Annotated in this window: 18 protein-coding genes, 4 tRNA genes and 1 pseudogene; 11 read left to right on the top strand and 12 right to left on the bottom strand. The window is 58.6% G+C overall.

Annotation, left to right across the window (positions count from 1 at the left end):
* Positions 1–280: 280 nt before the first annotated feature.
* From H8F23_RS14520 to H8F23_RS29305, 6 genes and pseudogenes are all read left to right on the top strand, one after another.
* Positions 281–356, top strand: a tRNA-Asn gene (locus H8F23_RS14520).
* A gap of 9 nt (positions 357–365) precedes the next feature.
* Positions 366–442 (top strand) — tRNA-Pro (locus H8F23_RS14515).
* A 5-nt stretch (positions 443–447) separates the two neighbouring features.
* A tRNA-Lys gene (locus H8F23_RS14510) sits at positions 448–523 on the top strand.
* A gap of 97 nt (positions 524–620) precedes the next feature.
* Positions 621–697: transfer RNA gene (locus H8F23_RS14505), tRNA-Pro, on the top strand.
* 164 nt (positions 698–861) lie between these two features.
* Positions 862–1632, top strand: a pseudogene (locus tag H8F23_RS29310) (MCP four helix bundle domain-containing protein); the annotation flags it as partial.
* Positions 1624–2487: a methyl-accepting chemotaxis protein gene (locus tag H8F23_RS29305; protein ID WP_407692562.1), complete on the top strand. Its 864-nt coding sequence runs from the start codon at positions 1624–1626 to the stop codon at positions 2485–2487. The pseudogene H8F23_RS29310 and the gene H8F23_RS29305, both read left to right, overlap by 9 nt.
* A 63-nt stretch (positions 2488–2550) precedes the next feature.
* On the opposite strand, the gene H8F23_RS14495 is transcribed toward H8F23_RS29305, so the two are convergent.
* The 5 genes from H8F23_RS14495 to H8F23_RS14475 form a co-directional block, all read right to left on the bottom strand.
* Entirely contained in the window at positions 2551–2958 is a 408-nt protein-coding gene (locus H8F23_RS14495) for an HvfA family oxazolone/thioamide-modified RiPP metallophore (RefSeq protein ID WP_016986236.1), read from the bottom strand.
* 282 nt (positions 2959–3240) lie between these two features.
* Positions 3241–4539 (bottom strand): NAD(P)/FAD-dependent oxidoreductase, encoded by a 1299-nt coding sequence (locus tag H8F23_RS14490; protein WP_016986237.1) that lies wholly within the window; start codon positions 4537–4539, stop codon positions 3241–3243.
* 63 nt (positions 4540–4602) lie between these two features.
* Positions 4603–4776: a DUF3094 domain-containing protein gene (locus tag H8F23_RS14485; protein WP_007909875.1), complete on the bottom strand. Its 174-nt coding sequence runs from the start codon at positions 4774–4776 to the stop codon at positions 4603–4605.
* 51 nt (positions 4777–4827) lie between these two features.
* Entirely contained in the window at positions 4828–5355 is a 528-nt protein-coding gene (locus tag H8F23_RS14480; RefSeq protein ID WP_194934821.1) for an MOSC domain-containing protein, read from the bottom strand.
* Entirely contained in the window at positions 5352–5978 is a 627-nt protein-coding gene (locus H8F23_RS14475; RefSeq protein WP_007909887.1) for a DUF1780 domain-containing protein, read from the bottom strand. Before H8F23_RS14475 ends, H8F23_RS14480 begins: the two co-directional genes overlap by 4 nt.
* Before the next feature lie 130 nt (positions 5979–6108).
* Here H8F23_RS14475 and H8F23_RS14470 point away from each other — a divergent pair, with 130 nt between their 5' ends.
* From H8F23_RS14470 to H8F23_RS14460, 3 genes are all read left to right on the top strand, one after another.
* Positions 6109–6576, top strand: a complete 468-nt coding sequence (locus H8F23_RS14470) for an FAD/FMN-containing dehydrogenase (protein ID WP_194934820.1) — start codon at positions 6109–6111, stop codon at positions 6574–6576.
* On the top strand, positions 6573–7262 hold the full coding sequence (locus H8F23_RS14465; RefSeq protein ID WP_194934819.1) for an energy-coupling factor ABC transporter permease: 690 nt from the start codon (positions 6573–6575) through the stop codon (positions 7260–7262). Before H8F23_RS14470 ends, H8F23_RS14465 begins: the two co-directional genes overlap by 4 nt.
* A 65-nt stretch (positions 7263–7327) precedes the next feature.
* Positions 7328–7543, top strand: a complete 216-nt coding sequence (locus H8F23_RS14460) for a hypothetical protein (protein ID WP_007959584.1) — start codon at positions 7328–7330, stop codon at positions 7541–7543.
* 6 nt (positions 7544–7549) lie between these two features.
* Here the strand turns inward: H8F23_RS14460 and yacG are convergent, their stop codons facing one another.
* The 5 genes from yacG to pilB are packed head-to-tail and all read right to left on the bottom strand — an operon-like array spanning position 7550 to position 12161.
* Complete coding sequence (yacG, locus tag H8F23_RS14455; protein WP_095048684.1) at positions 7550–7750, bottom strand: DNA gyrase inhibitor YacG; 201 nt, start codon at positions 7748–7750, stop codon at positions 7550–7552.
* A complete protein-coding gene (gene coaE, locus H8F23_RS14450; RefSeq protein WP_194934818.1) occupies positions 7747–8370 on the bottom strand; it encodes a dephospho-CoA kinase in 624 nt (207 codons plus the stop codon). The genes yacG and coaE overlap by 4 nt, the downstream gene beginning before the upstream one ends.
* A complete protein-coding gene (locus H8F23_RS14445; protein ID WP_194934817.1) occupies positions 8367–9239 on the bottom strand; it encodes a prepilin peptidase in 873 nt (290 codons plus the stop codon). Before H8F23_RS14445 ends, coaE begins: the two co-directional genes overlap by 4 nt.
* A gap of 1 nt (position 9240) precedes the next feature.
* Positions 9241–10458, bottom strand: coding sequence for a type II secretion system F family protein (locus H8F23_RS14440; RefSeq protein WP_093434875.1), 1218 nt, complete (start codon positions 10456–10458; stop codon positions 9241–9243).
* Positions 10459–10460: 2 nt separating this feature from the next.
* Positions 10461–12161, bottom strand: coding sequence for a type IV-A pilus assembly ATPase PilB (gene pilB / locus H8F23_RS14435; protein ID WP_194934816.1), 1701 nt, complete (start codon positions 12159–12161; stop codon positions 10461–10463).
* 226 nt (positions 12162–12387) lie between these two features.
* Between pilB and H8F23_RS14430 the strand changes: the two genes are divergently transcribed.
* On the top strand, positions 12388–12819 hold the full coding sequence (locus tag H8F23_RS14430) for a pilin (RefSeq protein ID WP_093434881.1): 432 nt from the start codon (positions 12388–12390) through the stop codon (positions 12817–12819).
* A 295-nt stretch (positions 12820–13114) separates the two neighbouring features.
* Positions 13115–13471 carry a BON domain-containing protein gene (locus H8F23_RS14425; protein ID WP_034153878.1) on the top strand — a complete coding sequence of 119 codons (357 nt, stop codon included), beginning with the start codon at positions 13115–13117 and terminating at the stop codon, positions 13469–13471.
* 272 nt (positions 13472–13743) lie between these two features.
* Here the strand turns inward: H8F23_RS14425 and H8F23_RS14420 are convergent, their stop codons facing one another.
* The gene (locus H8F23_RS14420; protein WP_093434887.1) at positions 13744–14040 is read right to left on the bottom strand and encodes a DUF2845 domain-containing protein; all 297 of its coding nucleotides are present in this window, start codon (positions 14038–14040) and stop codon (positions 13744–13746) included.
* On the bottom strand, positions 14040–16991 hold the full coding sequence (locus tag H8F23_RS14415; protein WP_194934815.1) for a DUF748 domain-containing protein: 2952 nt from the start codon (positions 16989–16991) through the stop codon (positions 14040–14042). The genes H8F23_RS14420 and H8F23_RS14415 overlap by 1 nt, the downstream gene beginning before the upstream one ends.
* Positions 16992–17060 lie beyond the last annotated feature (69 nt).

The following is a 17060-nucleotide window of genomic DNA, read 5'->3' as shown; positions in this document are numbered from 1 at the left end:
AAAAGGAGGGCCCCACATTGTGGGGCCTTTTTTTTCGTTAGGCTGTTGAACTCAAAGGAAAAGGCTTGTAAAGTGCGCCCCGCAGTCAGTCGCCAAGACGGTCTCAGCTCACTGAGTTGAAATCTGAAATAAGTTGCAAATCATTAACTTGAAAGCAATTTAGGGGGTTGACAGAGGTGTTCTAGGTTGTAGAATAGCGCGCCTCAGACACACGAACGCAGCGATGCGAACGAGTGGCTAGATGCAGTAAGTTTCACCGTTGTAAATTGAAATATGTAGTTCCGTGATAGCTCAGTCGGTAGAGCAAATGACTGTTAATCATTGGGTCCCAGGTTCGAGTCCTGGTCACGGAGCCAATTTCAAGCCGGGGTATAGCGCAGTCCGGTAGCGCGCCTGCTTTGGGAGCAGGATGTCAGGAGTTCGAATCCCCTTACCCCGACCATTTTTGGGTCGTTAGCTCAGTTGGTAGAGCAGTTGGCTTTTAACCAATTGGTCGTAGGTTCGAATCCCACACGACCCACCATTTTTGAAACCAGTTTGCGCTGGGATCGAATCTTAAGATCAGAGGCCAAAAGCGCTGATCGAAGAAGGCGATCTTTGAAAGGTCGCCTTTTTTTTACCGGGGTATAGCGCAGTCCGGTAGCGCGCCTGCTTTGGGAGCAGGATGTCAGGAGTTCGAATCCCCTTACCCCGACCATATTAAAAATCCTCGTATCGAAAGATACGGGGATTTTTTTTGTCCGACAAAAACTCATTTCCCCTTCAAGTCATCATACAACCTGCCGATAGCCCGCTAACACGAGGGGACTGCCATGGCTTCGCCCCTTGAATCTGGCCAATACAAGAATAAGGGCGTTCGTCATGTTGCTTCGTCAGTTGAATATTGCTCCCCGGGCAGCCCTGGGGTTCGCCCTGATCGCGGTGTTGGTGGCCTTGCTCGGCGTGTTTGCGCTGGGGCAGATGTCGAGCATTCGCGATAGTGAAGTCGCAGTAGAAAACCAGTGGCTGCCGAGCATTCGTGGCGGCGACGAGATCCGCGAGATCATGCTGCGCATCCGCACCATCTCACTGCGCATGGCGCTGGATCAGGATGCGAACAATATCGCCACCTACCGCAGCCAGATGGACACCCGCGACAAGGAGCTGAGCGAGAAAATCGCCGCTTACGACAAACTGGTCAACACCCCGGAAGGCCAGCAGCTATACGACCAATTCAAAAAGACCTTTGCCGCGTATCGCAGCGGTATCGCTCAATCTTTCGCCCTCGCCGAGCAAGGCAAGCGTGATGAGTTGACCAGGTTGTTGCTGGTCGACATGAAAACCGTCGTCGATGGCTCCGGCAAACAACTCAACGATCTGGCGGATCTGTTCGCCAAACAGGTCGCCGCGGAAAGCCAGAAGTCCGCTGCGCACTACGAAAACTCGCGCATGATTGTCAGCTTGTTCATTGCCTTGGCCGCGCTGGCCACGGTGGCACTGGCGATGATGCTCACTCGCAGTATCGTTCGCCCGCTCAGCAGCGCCGTGAGTGCCGCCGAAAGTGTCGCGCAGGGGGATCTGACCCGGCCGATCGAAACCCATGGCAATGATGAAGTCAGTCGTTTGCTCAAAGCCTTGGCGACCATGCAGCAGAACCTGCGCGAGACGCTGCAGGGTATCAGTGGTTCGGCGACGCAACTGGCGACCGCTGCCGATGAACTCAATGCGGTAACACTCGACAGCACCCAGGGCCTGCAACAACAGAACACCGAAATCGAGCAAGCCGCGACGGCCGTCAACCAGATGACGGCCGCAGTGGAAGAGGTCGCACGCAATGCGGTGTCGACGTCTGACGCGACCCGTCAATCCAGCGAGTCGGCGCATCTGGGCCAGGTGCGGGTCAGTGAGACCGCCACGGCCATCAATGCACTGGCCAGCGACGTGCAACAGACCGGTGAGTTGGTGCAATCACTGGCCAATCAATCGCAGGACATCGGCAAAGTGCTCGACGTGATTCGGGCGATTGCCGAGCAGACCAATTTGCTGGCGCTCAACGCGGCGATTGAGGCGGCACGCGCCGGGGAGAGCGGGCGAGGCTTTGCCGTAGTCGCCGATGAAGTACGCGCGCTGGCCTATCGCACGCAGCAATCGACGCAGGAGATCGAGCAGATGGTCCAGGGCATGCGCAGCGGTTCGAGCCTGGCGCTGGATTCGATGCAGGCCAGTACCGCGCGTGCGACGACCACGCTGGCCTTGGCTGAGCGTGCCGGTGAGGCGCTGCAAACCATTACCGCGTCGGTGCATGAGATCCATGAACGCAATCTGGTGATCGCCAGCGCAGCTGAAGAACAAGCGCAAGTAGCCCGGGAAGTGGATCGCAACCTGGTGAACATTCGTGATTTATCGGTACGTTCGGCCGCCGGTGCCGACCAGACCAGTGCCTCCAGCCACGAGTTGTCGAAACTTGCCAATGCCTTGCAGGGCATGGTGCGGCGCTTCCAGTTGTAAACGGGCAGACGTGAAAATGCCGCGTTTCTCTCAGGAGAAGCGCGGCTTGTTTTTTACTGTCGATCAAGCGCCGTCTTGATCTTTCAGGTGCTCGAACAAGCCTTTTGGCATCTTCTTGCCGTTGGCTTCAAAGTTGGCCTTCACGTTGTTGTAGGCCTCTTGCTCGTCGATGAAACCGTCGTGGTTGGTGTCGATCTTGTCGAAGTCGGACTTCGGCGCGACTTTCAGAAATTCGGCGCGCGAGACCTTGCCGTCACCGTCGCTGTCTGTCTTGGCCATCGAAGCATCGCCGCATTTGCCTTCACCGCATTTGCCTTCCGGCGCTTTCACCGAGGTTTCCGCCGACGCAACCATGTAGCCCTGCGCCAGTGGTTGAGCGGCAAACACCGAACCGGACAACATCAGGCCGCCCGCCAGCGCGGCGCCGATCAGGCCAATGGATTTTTTACCGAGGGTCGAAGTACGGGACATTTACATTCTCCTGGGCTGCACTGCGCAACCACACGTTAAGGACGATTGCCTGAGCAGGTGTTGCTCGGGTGTGGCCATTAAGCGGTGGCGGTGTATCGCGACTGTGTCGCGCAGCGGGGGAGTTTGTAAGCGAAGGGCGATAAGGAGGGCGCAGATACACTACGAGACAGAATCACAAATCAAATGTAGGAGTGAGCCTGCTCGCGATAGCGATTTGTCATTCAACAATGATGTTGACTTACAAATCGCTATCGCGAGCAGGCTCGCTCCCACAGGTTTACATCAATGCAGTTTCAGACGCGGTTCAGTGCCACGGCCAATCTTGCTGCCCAGCATCAGCATCGCCGTGCGGAACGGCCCGTACAGCGCCATCTGGTGCATGCGATACAGCGACACGTAAAACATCCGCGCCAGCCAGCCTTCGAGCATCACGCTGCCGGTGAGGTTACCCATCAAGTTACCCACAGCCGAAAAACGCGACAGCGAGATCAGCGAGCCGTAGTCGGTGTACTTGTACTCCGGCAAGGTCTTGCCTTCGATGCGCAGTTTCAGCGATTTGGCCAGCAGCGACGCCTGTTGGTGTGCGGCTTGGGCACGCGGCGGCACATTGCGATCGGTACCCGGTTGCGGGCACGCGGCGCAGTCACCGAAAGCAAAGATGTTCTCGTCGCGGGTGGTTTGCAGCGTCGGCAGCACTTGCAGTTGATTGATGCGGTTGGTTTCCAGGCCGTCGATGTCCTTGAGGAAACCCGGCGCGCGAATGCCCGCCGCCCAGACTTTCAGGCTGGCCTTGATCTCGTTGCCATCGGCGGTGATCAGGCTGTCGGCGGTCACTTCGCTGACCGAAGCGTTGGTCATCACGTTGACCCCGAGCTTTTCCAGGGTTTTGTGCACCGGCCCGCTGATACGCTCTGGCAGGGCAGGGAGTACCCGTGGGCCGGCTTCGATCAGGGTGATGTGCATGTTTTCCGGTTTGATCCGGTCCAGGCCATAAGCCGCCAGTTCATGGGCGGCGTTGTGCAGTTCTGCCGCCAGTTCCACGCCTGTGGCGCCGGCACCGACAATCGCCACGCTGATCTGCTCGACCACATCGGTTTGCCCGGCATGGGCACGCAGATAGTGATTAAGCAATTGCTGGTGGAAACGCTCGGCCTGTTTGCGCGTGTCGAGGAACAGGCAGTGCTGCGCCGCGCCCTGAGTGCCGAAATCGTTGGTGGTGCTGCCGACGCTGATTACCAGCGAGTCGTATTGCACTTCACGTGCAGGCACCAGTTCTACGCCGTTTTCGTCGTAGGTGGCGGCCAGCTGGATTTTCTTCTGTGCGCGATCGAGCCCGCTCATGCGCCCTAGCTGGAACTCGAAGTGGTTCCATTTTGCCTGGGCAACATAGTTGAGTTCGTCTTCGGAGGAGTTCAGCGATCCGGCGGCCACTTCGTGCAACAGCGGTTTCCAGATGTGCGTCAGGTTGGCGTCGACCAGCATCACACTGGCCGTGCCGCGCTTGCCCAGAGTCTTACCCAGACGGGTAGCCAACTCCAGACCGCCGGCGCCGCCGCCGACAATAACAATACGATGGGACATAGGGATAACTCGCAAGGTTTTTAAAGGAAATCGGTGCGGTTACCCAAGCGAGCGCTAAGCTGCTCATAGCGTCAGGTAACTGATAAATCGGCTCAACAGGCCCAGACCAATGGTCACTGCCAGCACCAGCACGAGGAGCATCCACGGCCGGAAAGGCCGGCGCTCGACTCGATGTTGGGACAGTTGCAGGTACTCTTCGACATGTTTCTGGTCTTCGGGGTTCAGGCGGCTGGTCATATTTGCCTCGTCAGGTAGACGTTGCTGAATGGGCAGAAGCTACAGCGGTTTTTATCCGGGGTTGAACGCAGCATAGCCGCTGTCCGGAACCGGTTCGACGCTCACCCGGTCTTCGAGGCGAATGATCCCGCTTTGTAACACCCGCGCGGTAATTCCGCCATGGCCGCGCACCGCTTGAAAGGTGCCCGGGCCGAGGTTGTGCTGCAGGCGTGCGCAGGGCTGACACCAGCCCGTGGTTTCGAATATTGCCTGACCGATGCGAAAGCGCCGACCCTTGAGACTAAACAAATTGATACCGCTGATAACCAGATTGCGCCGCAGATCTTCAGGCCTGACCGGTTGATCATCAGGGCGCCCCATCAATGCGCTGATCACCGCCAGATGTTCCCACTGGATCAGGGTCACCTGCCGCGCGTTACGCACACCGGGACGGGCATGATCGCCGGTCAGTCCTGCTTCCAGCCGCGCCTCCACGGCATCGAGTTCGATCATCGGCCCGCGCGACTCGGGGCGCACGCCAATCCAGCGCACACATCCAGTCTGCGGTACATCGGCGATCAATTGCTGAAGGGGGGTCACAGGCTGATTCCCACATCAAAAACGATGCTGCGACCGAGGTTGCTGCGCAGAAAATCCGGCGCGTCCGGGTGGGCGAACAGCACGCGGGCGAAGGTCGGGCCGACGAGCGACAGCGAGCGCCAGCCCTGACGCAGGTATTCGGTGGGCGGGGGGAAATGGCTGTTCAAATCCAGTACTTCTCGTTTGAGGCTGGCGAAGGCGATGATGTCCAGTTCGCCGAGATCCATGCCGCGTTCTTTGTAGTTGTGTGCTTTTTTGCGCAGGGTCGGCGCCAGTCGCAGCAGGAATTCATTGGCCGGGATCCGTTTCGGCTTGGCTTCGCGGCGCACCAGTTGGCTGAGGGAAAAGGCGCTACGTCGTCGCTGCAATTCATCGCGCCATTCGTCGTTAAGCCGACGGCCCTCGTCGAGCACGAAGAACACCTCGAAATTGGCATCGCGAAACAGCACGTCCGGCGGTTCGCCGGCCGGCGCGAATTCGTCGGCGCGGTAGGGAATGTTCAGGCCTTGCAGCAGGCGCTGGCAGACCCAACGCTCACGCTCCCATTTGCGGGCATTGGACAGAAAGGCGTTGGCCTGCTCGGCCGCGATGGTCAGCAGGCGTAAATAATCTGAGTCATCCATAAGCCCAAGCTTAGCGTTCAAATGCGACAAGCTGAAAGCGTTCCGCGGCAAAGTGCATCAGTGGGCAGTGGAGAAGGGCGGTGTAGACTCATGGAAATCGATTATTTGCGCCAAACCGTGAGGACTCATCGTGAAATTTCGCTGGCTGCTGCTGTTTGCTGTTTTTCCGCTGTGTGCCCATGCGCTCGAAACCGGTGAGCGTCTGGCTCCCTGGACGTTGCTCGATCAGTACGAGCAACCCTTCACCCTCGATAACAGCACCACCTCGCTGCTGGTGGCACGGGATATGGACGGCGCCAAGCTGATCAAGGAAGCGTTGAAGGACCAACCCAAGGGCTATCTGGAGGCCCGTCACGCAGTGTTCGTTGCCGACATCCAGCGCATGCCGGCGCTGATTGCCAAAATGTTTGCCGTACCGGCGATGCGCGACTACCACTATCGGGTCATGCTGGATCGAGAAGGACGGGTTGCGTCGCGCTATCCCGGCGCGGAAGGCCAGGTATTGTGGTTGCAACTCAAGGACGGTCGATTGCTCTCGCAACGTGAGTACGCCAACGCGGGTGACCTGCGCGAGGCACTGGAGAAGGCGCGTCCATGATCGGCGTCGAGGTGCTGGCGACTGAAAGTCTGTTGCTGGGCTGGCTGATTTATCTGCCGGTTTTGCTCTGGGCGATCGCGCGTGCGCCGTGGGTCGAGTTGTTCAGCGACAGCCGGCGTCAGCATCTGCTGTTCGGCACCGTGTTTGCGTTGTTTCTCTTGTGGTTGATGCGCAGGGATTTCGACACGGGCGTGTCGTATCACTTCCTCGGCATGACGGCGGTAACCCTGTTGCTGGACTGGCCGCTGGCGATCGTTGGCGGGCTGGTGGCGCAGATCGGCCTGGTGCTGCTCGGGCGTCAGGATCTCGCAGCGATGGGGGTCAATGGCGCCTTGTTCATTTTGCTGCCGGTGCTGGTCACCGAGTGTGTGGCGATCCTCGTCGAGCGTGCTCAGCCACGCAATCCGTTCGTGTACATCTTCTGTTCCGGCTTCTTTGCCGCCGCGCTGTCAGCCCTGTTGTGCCTGATCCTGAGCCTGACGCTGCTGTGGTACGACGGCCTCTTCGCCATGCCGGAATGGCTGGAAGACTTCATCGGTTACGTGTGGCTGATCATTTTCCCCGAGGCGTTCATCAACGGCATGATCGTCAGTGCCCTGGTGGTATTCAGCCCGGAATGGCTGGAGACCTTCAACCGCACACGCTACCTTTCGGCGCCGTGGAAGGACGACGATCCGAAGTCTTGATCCACATCAAACCCGCTGCGCGCGGGAAATTTCATGCTCGCGCAAATCCCTTCAGGAGCATCGGCATGAGTGTTTACGAGTGGGCCAGGCAGGAAACCCGGCAGAGTCTGGAGATGGCGCAGGAAGTGGGTTTTGACCCGGGGTTGAGTTTGCGCGCCTTGCTCAGTGCGGTGGTGCAGCAGAGCAAGGCCGTGCGCAACGCCGAAGACCTGGCCGACGAGTTGCGCTTTCTGGCGGAAAACCTCGACGACGATCAGGACTACGGCTTTATGCGGCCCTGATCGAGATCAGTGACGCGGATCGAAGTCGCCGGAAAACAGTTCGTCCTCGGCATCCGGTGCGACCGGAATCTTGTGTTCTTCCGACGCCCAGGCGCCGAGGTCGATCAGCTTGCAGCGATCAGAGCAGAACGGCCGAAACTTGTTTTCGGGGATGAATTCCACGGGGGCGCCGCAGGTCGGGCATTCAACGGTGGGGATCTGGCTCATGCTTGGCCTCCGGATAAAGTCAGGTAAAAGTGATGCAGACGCTCGACCTCGCTGTGCAGCCAGGCGAGGTCGCGGTCGTTGACCACTACGTCGTCGGCGCGGCTCACTCGCTCTTCGCGGCTCGACTGAGCCTTGAGGATCGCCTGAACCTGCGCTTCGCTGGTCTGGTCTCGCTGCAAGGTGCGTTCGATCTGCAATTGTTGCGGAGCGTCGATCACCAGAATGCGCTGGGTCATCGCGTATTGCCCGGATTCGATCAGCAGCGGCGACACCAGAATCGCGTAAGGCGATTTTGCCTGCGCCAGGTGATGAGCGATTTCCTCGGCGATCAACGGATGCAGCAGGGCTTCGAGCCAACGGCGTTGCTCCGGCACTTCAAAGATCAGTTTACGCAGGGCGGCGCGGTCCAGCGTGCCATCGGCCTGCAGCACACCGGGGCCGAAGTGTTCGGCAATCTGCGCCAGCGCCGGACGCCCCGGCTCAACCACCCAGCGTGCCGCGTGATCGGCATCCACCACGTGGACACCCAGATCAATGAAGTGCTGAGCCGCTGCGCTTTTGCCGCTGCCGATGCCGCCAGTGAGGCCGAGAATCCAGGGTTTTTCCACAGGGGTATTCATTTCAAACCGACAAACTGCCAATAGAAGGCGGTTATTTGACCACCCCAGAGCAAGGCAATCCAGCCGGCAATTGCCAGATAAGGGCCGAAGGGGATTGGCGTCGAGGTTTTCTGCTCCCGCAGGCGCAACAAAATCACCCCGATAATGGCGCCGACCAGTGATGACAACAGAATCGTCAGCGGCAGAATCTGCCAGCCGCCCCATGCCCCCAGCAGCGCCAACAGCTTGAAATCACCATGACCGATGCCGTCCTTGCCGGTCAGCAGCTTGAACAGCCAGAACACTGACCACAGCGCCAGATAACCGGCCACCGCCCCCCACAACGCATCGTGCAAGGTCACGAACAGGCCGAAACTGTTGACGATCAACCCCAGCCACAGTAACGGCAGCACCAGCACATCGGGCAATAGTTGATGCTCGGTGTCGATCAGACTCATCGCCAGCAGACCCCAGGTGAGGACGATCAGCAGGCACGCCGGCCAACCGAAGCCCAAGTGCCAGGCGATGAAGGCCGAAAGCAGCCCACAGGCCAGCTCGGTCAACGGATAACGTTTGCTGATCGGAGCGGAGCACGCTGAACAGCGCCCGCGCAGCCATAGATAACTGAGCAGGGGAACGTTCTCCCACGGGCGAATCCGGTGGGCGCAATGCGGGCATTCGGAGTGCGGCAGCATCAGGTTGTAGATGGGTTGCGAGGCCTCGCCGGGCAAACCGAGCACATCGTGTGCCTGTTGGCGCCAGTCGCGTTCGAGCATTTTTGGCAGGCGCCAGATCAGCACATTGAGGAAGCTGCCAATCACCAGACCCAGCAGCAGGGCGGTGCCGACAAACGCTAACGGATACACGGCAAACAGTTCGTCGATAGGCATGTCAGATCGCTGAGCCGAGTTGGAAGATCGGCAGGTACATGGCCACCACCAGCCCGCCGACGATCACCCCCAGCACGACCATGATGAACGGCTCCATGAGGCTGGTGAGGTTGTCGACCATGTTATCCACTTCTTCCTCGTAAAAGCCCGCTACCTTGTCGAGCATGTCATCCAGGGCGCCGGACTCTTCGCCAATCGCGGTCATTTGCACGGCCATGCTGGGAAAGACCCCGGTGCTGCGCATCGAGAAATTCAGCTGCATACCGGTGGACACGTCCTGGCGAATGCGCAGCACGGCTCGCTTGAAGACCACGTTGCCGGTGGCGCCGGCCACTGAGTCGAGGGCTTCCACCAGCGGCACACCGGCGGCAAATGTGGTGGACAAGGTTCGAGCGAATCGCGCCACGGCGGACTTGTACATCAGTGTTCCCACCAGTGGCAGTTTCAGCAGCCAGGTGTCTTTGCGATCGCGCAAGGCCTGGGATGTTTTTAGCGCGTGGCGGGTGCCGAAAATCGCTGCGACCAGTGCAGCGAGAATCGCCCACCACCATTGCTGCATGAATTCCGACAGGCTGATCACCATCAGGGTGAACGCCGGCAGTTCGGCACCGAAACCGGAAAACACTGACTGAAATTGTGGCACTACTTTGACCAGCAGAATCCCGGTGACAACAGCCGCGACCAGCACCACGGCGGTGGGATAGGTCATGGCTTTCTTGATCTTGGCTTTGAGGCTTTCGCTTTTTTCCTTATAGGTCGCGACGCGTTCGAGCAGGGTGTCGAGGGCGCCGGACTGTTCGCCGGCATCGACCAGGTTGCAATACAACTCGTCGAAATACTGCGGTTTCTTGCGCAGGGCTGCGGCGAAGCTGTTACCGGCCGCGACCTCCTGTTTCACGTCGTCCACCAGTTTGCGCATGGCCGGGTTATCAAAGCCTTCGCCAATAATGTCGAACGACTGCAACAGCGGGACGCCGGCTTTCATCATGGTCGCCATCTGCCGGGTGAACAGGGCAATGTCCCGGGCCTTGATGCGTTTGCCAAAGCTCAGCAATGACGCGGATTTCTTGCGCACCTTGCCGGGATTGATCCCCTGTTTGCGCAGTTGTGCCTTGATCAGCGCCGGGTTCTGGCCGCTCAGTTCACCGGTGACTTTGCTGCCTTTTCTGTCGGTGCCTTCCCAGGCATAAATACTGATTTTTGCTGCCTTGACCGCCATGTTCAGTCCTTGGTGACCCGGTTGATTTCTTCAAGGCTGGTGATGCCTTGCATGGCCTTGTGCAGCCCGGAGGTGCGCAGGTCGTCGAAGCCGTCGCGGCGCATCTGCAGGTCGATTTCCAGCGAGTTGCCTTCGGCCATGATCAAGTGTTGCAGCTCCGGTGTGTTTTTCACCACTTCATAAATCCCCACGCGTCCTTTGTAACCGCCGTTGCAGTGATCACAACCGACCGGCTCGTAGATCGTGAAATGGCCGATGCGTTCCTCGGGGAAGCCTTCCTTGAGCAAGGTTTCGCGCGGGATCTCGATGGCTTTCTTGCAGTGGCTGCACAGTTTGCGCGCCAGGCGCTGGGCGATGATCAGGCTGACCGAGGTGGCGATGTTGAAACCGGGAATGCCCATGTTGTGCAGGCGCGTCAGGGTTTCCGCAGCGCTGTTGGTGTGCAGGGTCGAGAGCACCAGGTGACCGGTCTGCGCGGCTTTGATGGCGATCTCGGCGGTTTCCAGGTCGCGGATTTCACCGACCATGATCACGTCCGGGTCCTGACGCAGAAACGAGCGCAATGCCTGGGCAAAGTCGAGCCCTTGTTTGGGATTGACGTTGACCTGGTTGATGCCTTCCATATTGATCTCCACCGGGTCTTCGGCGGTGGATATGTTGATGTCGACGGTGTTGAGGATGTTCAGGCCGGTGTACAGCGACACGGTTTTCCCCGACCCCGTGGGCCCGGTGACCAGAATCATGCCCTGTGGCTGCTTGAGAGCGGCCATGTACAGATCCTTTTGCTCGGGCTCATAGCCGAGGGCGTCGATGCCGATCTGTGCGCTGGACGGGTCGAGAATCCGGATCACCACTTTTTCGCCCCACAGGGTCGGCAGGGTGTTGACCCGGAAATCGATTGATTTGCTTTTTGACAGGCGCATCTTGATCCGCCCGTCCTGAGGTTTGCGCCGTTCCGAAATATCCAGGCTGGCCATGACTTTCAGGCGCGCGGCGATGCGCCCGGCCAGTTGAATCGGCGGTTTGGCAACCTCGCGCAGGATGCCGTCGGTGCGCACCCGCACCCGGTAGTTTTTTTCGTAAGGCTCGAAGTGCAAGTCGGAAGAACCGCTTTTGATCGCGTCGAGCAGCATCTTGTGCACGAAGCGCACCACCGGCGCATCGTCGGCGTCGAGGCCGCCGATGGCGTCCTGCTTGCTGTCGTCGACGGATTCGACATCGACCCCGTCGAGATCGACATCGGCCATGTCCTCGAGACCGCTGGTGTGGGTGTCGAAGAATTTTTCGATGGCATCGGTAAGTTTGTCGTCCTCGACCAGAATGGCTTCGGTGCTCAGCCCGGTGCTGAATTGAATGTCGTTGATCGCTTGATGATTGCTCGGGTCGGAAATGCCCACGAACAGCTTGTTGCCACGCCGCCACAAGGGCAGGGCGTGATGCTGACGCACGAGTTTTTCGCTGACCAGGCCTTTGGGTTGGGTTTCCTTGTCGAGGCAATTGAGATCAAGGAACGCCATGCCGAAATGCTCGCTGGCAATCTCGGCCACTTGCCAGCTCTTGACCAGTTTGTTCTGCACCAGATAGCTGACCAGCGACAGGCGATTGCGCTGGGCCTGTTGCCAGGCTTGCTGGGCGCCTTTTTCCGTGATCAGTTCGGCCTGGACCAATTGCTTGGCCAGACCGCTCAGAGCGATGTCATTCATGGGGATTCCGCACGCTTGCCGTTCATGACTTATAGCCTAGTCAAGTGACAGCGCCAAACACGGCGGGTGCAGGTGACAAAAAGTGTCAGATAGTGCGGTTACAGGTTGTAGGAATTGGCGTTGCAAGCGCTTTGCGCCTAATGAACGGGGCTTTGCAGGCATTGGCATGGCCTATGCTCCGTCCCTTGCAGATCATGAGAATTCGACTCATGCATGGAGCGTGTCTATGAAAAAACAACAAGGTTTTACCCTGATCGAGTTGCTGATCGTGGTGGCGATCATCGGGATTCTGGCGACCATCGCGTTGCCGCAATATTCCAAATATCAGGCACGGTCGAAGGTGACGGCGGGGCTGGCGGAAATCAGTGCGCTGAAGGTGCCGTTTGAAGACACCATCAATCAAGGCACTGATCCGACCCTGACCCTAGTGGCGGGCAGTGCCACCGCTGCGACTTCCAACTGCACACTGGCCGCTTCCGGCACGGCATCCACCGGTGCCGGGACCATCACTTGCACATTGCTCAATGCTCCGGGTCCGGTGCTGAGCAAAACCATCACCCTGACACGTTCCTCAGGGACCGGCGCAGGTGTGTGGACTTGTGGTACCACCGTTGCTCCGGACTATTCGCCTAAAGGCTGCACTGCCACCGGTACATAAGCTGACGTGTGCTGGCCAGAATGCTCCGCTCTGCGGGGCATTTTTATTGTCTGGCACTTCACAAAAGCTTCAATAATTTCAGCGCCTTAGGAACTTTCCAAAAAACCGCAACTTGCATGTGAATATTCCACGAGTCATGCATTTTGCATGAATCCGGAATTTTCAGATATCTGTAACTTATTGATTTATATGTGTTTTGTGTCTTTCAAAAAGTTGGCACAGCGTTCGCAACTACCTTGGTAACCCTGCTGACAAGACAACCAGCAGACTTTCCAGAAAAACAGGAGTTACTCGTATGAAGAAGTTCGCTATCACTGCCGCTGCTGCTACCGCGCTGACCCTGACCATGGCTTCCGGTGCATTCGCACAATCCGCCCAGGCTACTCAGGCTCCAATGACTCTGGCTGCCGGTGAAGTCACCAAGGCGAAAGAAGCTACTTCCGACACCTGGATCACCACCAAAGTCAAAAGCGATCTGGTCACTGAAAAAGGCATTCCAGGTACCGACATCAAAGTAGAAACCAACAAAGGTGTGGTTTCCCTGTCGTCGACTGTTGCGGTAACTGATGCTCAGAAAGCGACCGCTGTCGCTATCACCAAGAAAATCAAAGGCGTCAAAGCGGTCTCCGCTGACGGCCTGAAAGCCGAGTAAGGCATGACTTCTCGCCTGGACCGGGAGAAGGCGCGACAGACGGGCCGAGCAATACGTCTGCCGCAACTTTAGAGTTCATGCGAACGGTCACACGGATGTGACCATTACGGGCCCCGGCACTTGTGTCGGGGCCTGTTCTATTTCAGGAGCACTACAAAACAGCTGTAGGAGTGAGCCTGCTCGCGATAGCGGTGAGTCAGTCAGCTATTTCATTCGCTGGTAGACCGCTATCGCGAGCAGGCTCACTCCTACAGGGGGAATCGGCGTCGGGTTTAGTTACCGCGTTTGCTGTTGATCTGCCGCAGGCGATTGCCTTCGAAGCGCAGGTATTGGTACATGCCGTTGCTCGGACCGTAGGTCCATTCCTCGACCTGAAACTCCTCGCGGCGGTTGGCGCTGCGCTTGTAACCCAAGACATCACGGCTGACCGGCTCACCACACTTTTGCAGGACTTCGCTGGAACGGTCGCCCAGGCTGATCAGTTGACTGCCGCAGCGCAGGGTATCGGACGCCGAGGCGTGGCTGGCCGCGAAGGTCATTGCGATCAAGGCCAGCCACTGCAGTTTCATCATTCAGCATCCAGGTGCATTTGCGTCACCACGCGGCCATCGCTCTCGGCTTCACCGAGACTGGCGTCGATGAAGTACACGCGGTCGTCTGCCAGTTGGCCTTTATCGACCAGATAATCCTTGATGCTGCTGGCACGGTCCTGACCCAACTGACGCAACAGCACATCGCTGCCACTCCAGAACTTGATCACGCCTTCGCGCATCTTCGCCGTGCGTTCTTCCTTGCCCAGATCCTTCCATTCGGCTGGCGGCTGGGTTTTCAGACGGGTGCGGTAAATGCCTTCGAGCAGTGGACCTTTTTCGCTGTCCGGCACTTGCAGCAACGACGCTTGCGCCGGGACTTTATCGCCGCGACGCTGGAGCATCTTGTAGTAGTTGTACTGGTATTCACGCTCCAGACGCTGCTCGGCGAGCAATGGACCATCGCTGCTCTGCGCGGCAGTGCCTTCGATTTCCAGACGCAGGGCCGGGCGCTCCTTGAGCGCCTGAGACAGTTTGATCAGCGCCGCTTCGGCATCCTTGTTCAACTCGCTGGAACCCGGGGCAAACGACACCGTGCCAAGGTCTTCCGAACCGCCGCCACTGATCAGCCCGCCAATCATTTTGAAGGGCGCAGCAGCGGCTTTGACGATCAGGTTGCGCAGGGTCTGCCAGACAATCGGCATCACGCTGAACTGCGGGTTGTTCAAGTCGCCGGTCACCGGCAATTCGATGGAGATCTTGCCGTCGACGTCCTTGAGCAAGGCAATCGCCAGTTTCAGTGGCAGGCTCACAGCATCAGGGCTGTCGACTTTCTCACCGAGCTGCAGTTGCTCGACCACCACTTTGTTCTCGGCTTTGAGCTGGCCCTTGGTGATCAGGTAATGCAGGTCGAGGTTGAGCCGGCCCTTGCGGATGCGGTAACCGGCGAATTTGCCGGAGTAGGGCGTCAGCGTGGTCAGCTCGACACGTTTGAAACTGGTGGCGATGTCGAGGCTGGCCATTGGGTCGAACGGATTGACCGCGCCCTTGATGGTCACCGGTGCATAGCGGTCGACCTTGCCTTTGATGTCGACACTGGCCGGTTTCGCCTGACGGCTGTCGATGGTGCCGATCTGGCCATTGAGTTGCTGCACGGCGGTAGCGAAATTCGGCGTCAGGCTGAAGTCGGCGAAGTTGGCCGAACCGTCGTTGATGGCGATGCCGCCGATGTGAATGCCCAGCGGTTTCTCGTTGCTGGCCGGTTTCGCTGCTGCGCTTTTGGCGCCGCTGTCGGCGGGCTGCGGGATCAGCAGGTCATCGATGTTGGTGGTGCGATCATCGTTGATCATGAACCGCACATACGGCTGGAACAGGTTGACCTTGTCAATCGACAGGCTGTCGCCGTGCTGATAGTTCAAGCCTTCGACCACCACCTGCTGCCACTTGAGGAAATCGCGGGTTTTCAGGGTGTCGAGGGTGTGCAGTTGCTCGATCTGCGCGCGCCCGGTGACGCTTAGGGCCAGCGGCTCGGTGCTCTTGAGATTGACCTTGAGATCACTGCCGAGCATGCCGCTGCGCAGTTCCAGGCGAATGAACGGGTTGATGTAAGACTGCGCGACCCGCAGGTCGATGTCCTGGGTTTTTACATTGAGCTGGGCGTTGACCGGAGCGAGATTGACCGTGCCGTCAGCCGTGATCTTGCCTTGCTTGCCCACACCGCTATCGAGTTTGAGCTTGAAGGGCGAGCCGTTGAGGCTGTCGAAATCCTGCAGATCGACATTCAGCGGGGTGATATCCAGTGCTACTGCCGGTTTGGCCGAGCGGTCGGCCAGATGCACGGTGTAGTTGCGCAATTGCACGTCTTTGAGCAGCACTTGCCATGGCTTGCTCGGCGCAGTGGCTTCTGGCTTCGGCGAGTCGGCAGCGGCCGGCGTGCTGGCAGGTTCGGCGGCGGCTTTGGCCGCCGGTTTCGACGGTTGGCTGGCAAACAGTTTCTGCCAGTCCAGTTGGCCGTCGGCTTCCAGTGCGGCCCAGGTTTCCAGTTTGTTGCTGCGGATCTTGCCGACCACCACTTGCTGTTTGGCCAGATCGACCGAGGTTTCGCTGACGTCGAGACGCTCGAGTTTCGCCAGTGGCCGCCCGTCCGGAGCTTTGATGGCGAATGGCGCGATGCTCACGGCGACGTTGTTCAGCAGCAGTTCGGTTTCTTTCGACAGATTGAGTTTGTAGTCGGTGCTGAGGCTGATCACGCCGTCTTCGAGCACCAAGGGCACCGCGTCACGTACATAAGGCCAGAAGCCTTTCATCTTGCCATCGGTGACTTTCAGCGTGCCTTCGGAGGTGAACGGAATCAGGCTGAAATTGCCGCTCCAGTCGATTCTGCCGCCGTAGGGGCCAAGGGCGACGAGGGTCATGTCGGCGCTGTCTTCCGGCAGGGTGCTGAGGTTTTTCAGTTCGAAGCTGAGGTCGTCGTAGAGAAACTCGATGGGTTCGCTTGGACGCACATCCTCAAAGTGCACCACGCCGCCGGCCAGTTTGATGCTGTCGATGCGCAGCGGGAAGGGTTTGGCGTTCGGGTCGGTCGGTGTCGGCTCGCTGGCTGGCACGTTGAACAGACCGAGCAGGTTTAGCTTGCCGTCTTTGGCGAAGAGAATTTCGGTTTTTGGCTTGTCCAGCTGGACGTCGGCCAAGTGCACAGCTTTTGTCCACAAGCTGTCGAGTTGCAGGTCGGCGTACAGGCGTTCGAAACCGACCTGTTCCTTGCCCGGCTCGCCGATAACCAGGCCCCACAGGGTGACTTCAAGGCTGAACGGGTTGAGCTCGATGCGCTGGATATGCGCAGGCACCGTCGCGTAATTGGCCAGTTGTTGATTGGCCACACGCAGGGCGATGCCCGGCAAAATCAGAAACCCCAGCAAGCTGTAGAGGGCCAGAGCAGTCAACAAGGCGCCAATCGCGCGAATCAATCCTTTGGGCATGTGCGGCTTCATCTGTCTGAATCGGAGTGCCTTGGAGTATGGCACGCGATTCTGGTTCCGAAGTACATCGCATGGAGCAGG

Origin of the sequence: Pseudomonas neuropathica (assembly GCF_015461835.1) — a bacterium.
Taxonomy (GTDB): Bacteria; Pseudomonadota; Gammaproteobacteria; order Pseudomonadales; family Pseudomonadaceae; genus Aquipseudomonas; species Aquipseudomonas neuropathica.
Note: the sequence above shows the minus strand (reverse complement) of the source record. Positions and strands in the feature narration are given on the sequence as shown.

Excerpts from the sequence above, each read along its gene's own strand:
- yacG (WP_095048684.1), bottom strand. The coding sequence starts at position 7,750 with ATGAGCCAGATCCCCACCGTTGAATGCCCGACCTGCGGCGCCCCCGTG.
- coaE (WP_194934818.1), bottom strand. The coding sequence starts at position 8,370 with ATGAATACCCCTGTGGAAAAACCCTGGATTCTCGGCCTCACTGGCGGC.
- H8F23_RS14420 (WP_093434887.1), bottom strand. The coding sequence starts at position 14,040 with ATGAAACTGCAGTGGCTGGCCTTGATCGCAATGACCTTCGCGGCCAGC.
- H8F23_RS14445 (WP_194934817.1), bottom strand. The coding sequence starts at position 9,239 with ATGCCTATCGACGAACTGTTTGCCGTGTATCCGTTAGCGTTTGTCGGC.
- pilB (WP_194934816.1), bottom strand. The coding sequence starts at position 12,161 with ATGAATGACATCGCTCTGAGCGGTCTGGCCAAGCAATTGGTCCAGGCC.
- H8F23_RS14485 (WP_007909875.1), bottom strand. The coding sequence starts at position 4,776 with ATGACCAGCCGCCTGAACCCCGAAGACCAGAAACATGTCGAAGAGTAC.
- H8F23_RS14475 (WP_007909887.1), bottom strand. The coding sequence starts at position 5,978 with ATGGATGACTCAGATTATTTACGCCTGCTGACCATCGCGGCCGAGCAG.
- H8F23_RS14430 (WP_093434881.1), top strand. The coding sequence starts at position 12,388 with ATGAAAAAACAACAAGGTTTTACCCTGATCGAGTTGCTGATCGTGGTG.
- H8F23_RS14415 (WP_194934815.1), bottom strand. The coding sequence starts at position 16,991 with ATGAAGCCGCACATGCCCAAAGGATTGATTCGCGCGATTGGCGCCTTG.
- H8F23_RS14460 (WP_007959584.1), top strand. The coding sequence starts at position 7,328 with ATGAGTGTTTACGAGTGGGCCAGGCAGGAAACCCGGCAGAGTCTGGAG.
- H8F23_RS14440 (WP_093434875.1), bottom strand. The coding sequence starts at position 10,458 with ATGGCGGTCAAGGCAGCAAAAATCAGTATTTATGCCTGGGAAGGCACC.
- H8F23_RS14490 (WP_016986237.1), bottom strand. The coding sequence starts at position 4,539 with ATGTCCCATCGTATTGTTATTGTCGGCGGCGGCGCCGGCGGTCTGGAG.
- H8F23_RS14465 (WP_194934819.1), top strand. The coding sequence starts at position 6,573 with ATGATCGGCGTCGAGGTGCTGGCGACTGAAAGTCTGTTGCTGGGCTGG.
- H8F23_RS29305 (WP_407692562.1), top strand. The coding sequence starts at position 1,624 with ATGCAGCAGAACCTGCGCGAGACGCTGCAGGGTATCAGTGGTTCGGCG.
- H8F23_RS14495 (WP_016986236.1), bottom strand. The coding sequence starts at position 2,958 with ATGTCCCGTACTTCGACCCTCGGTAAAAAATCCATTGGCCTGATCGGC.
- H8F23_RS14425 (WP_034153878.1), top strand. The coding sequence starts at position 13,115 with ATGAAGAAGTTCGCTATCACTGCCGCTGCTGCTACCGCGCTGACCCTG.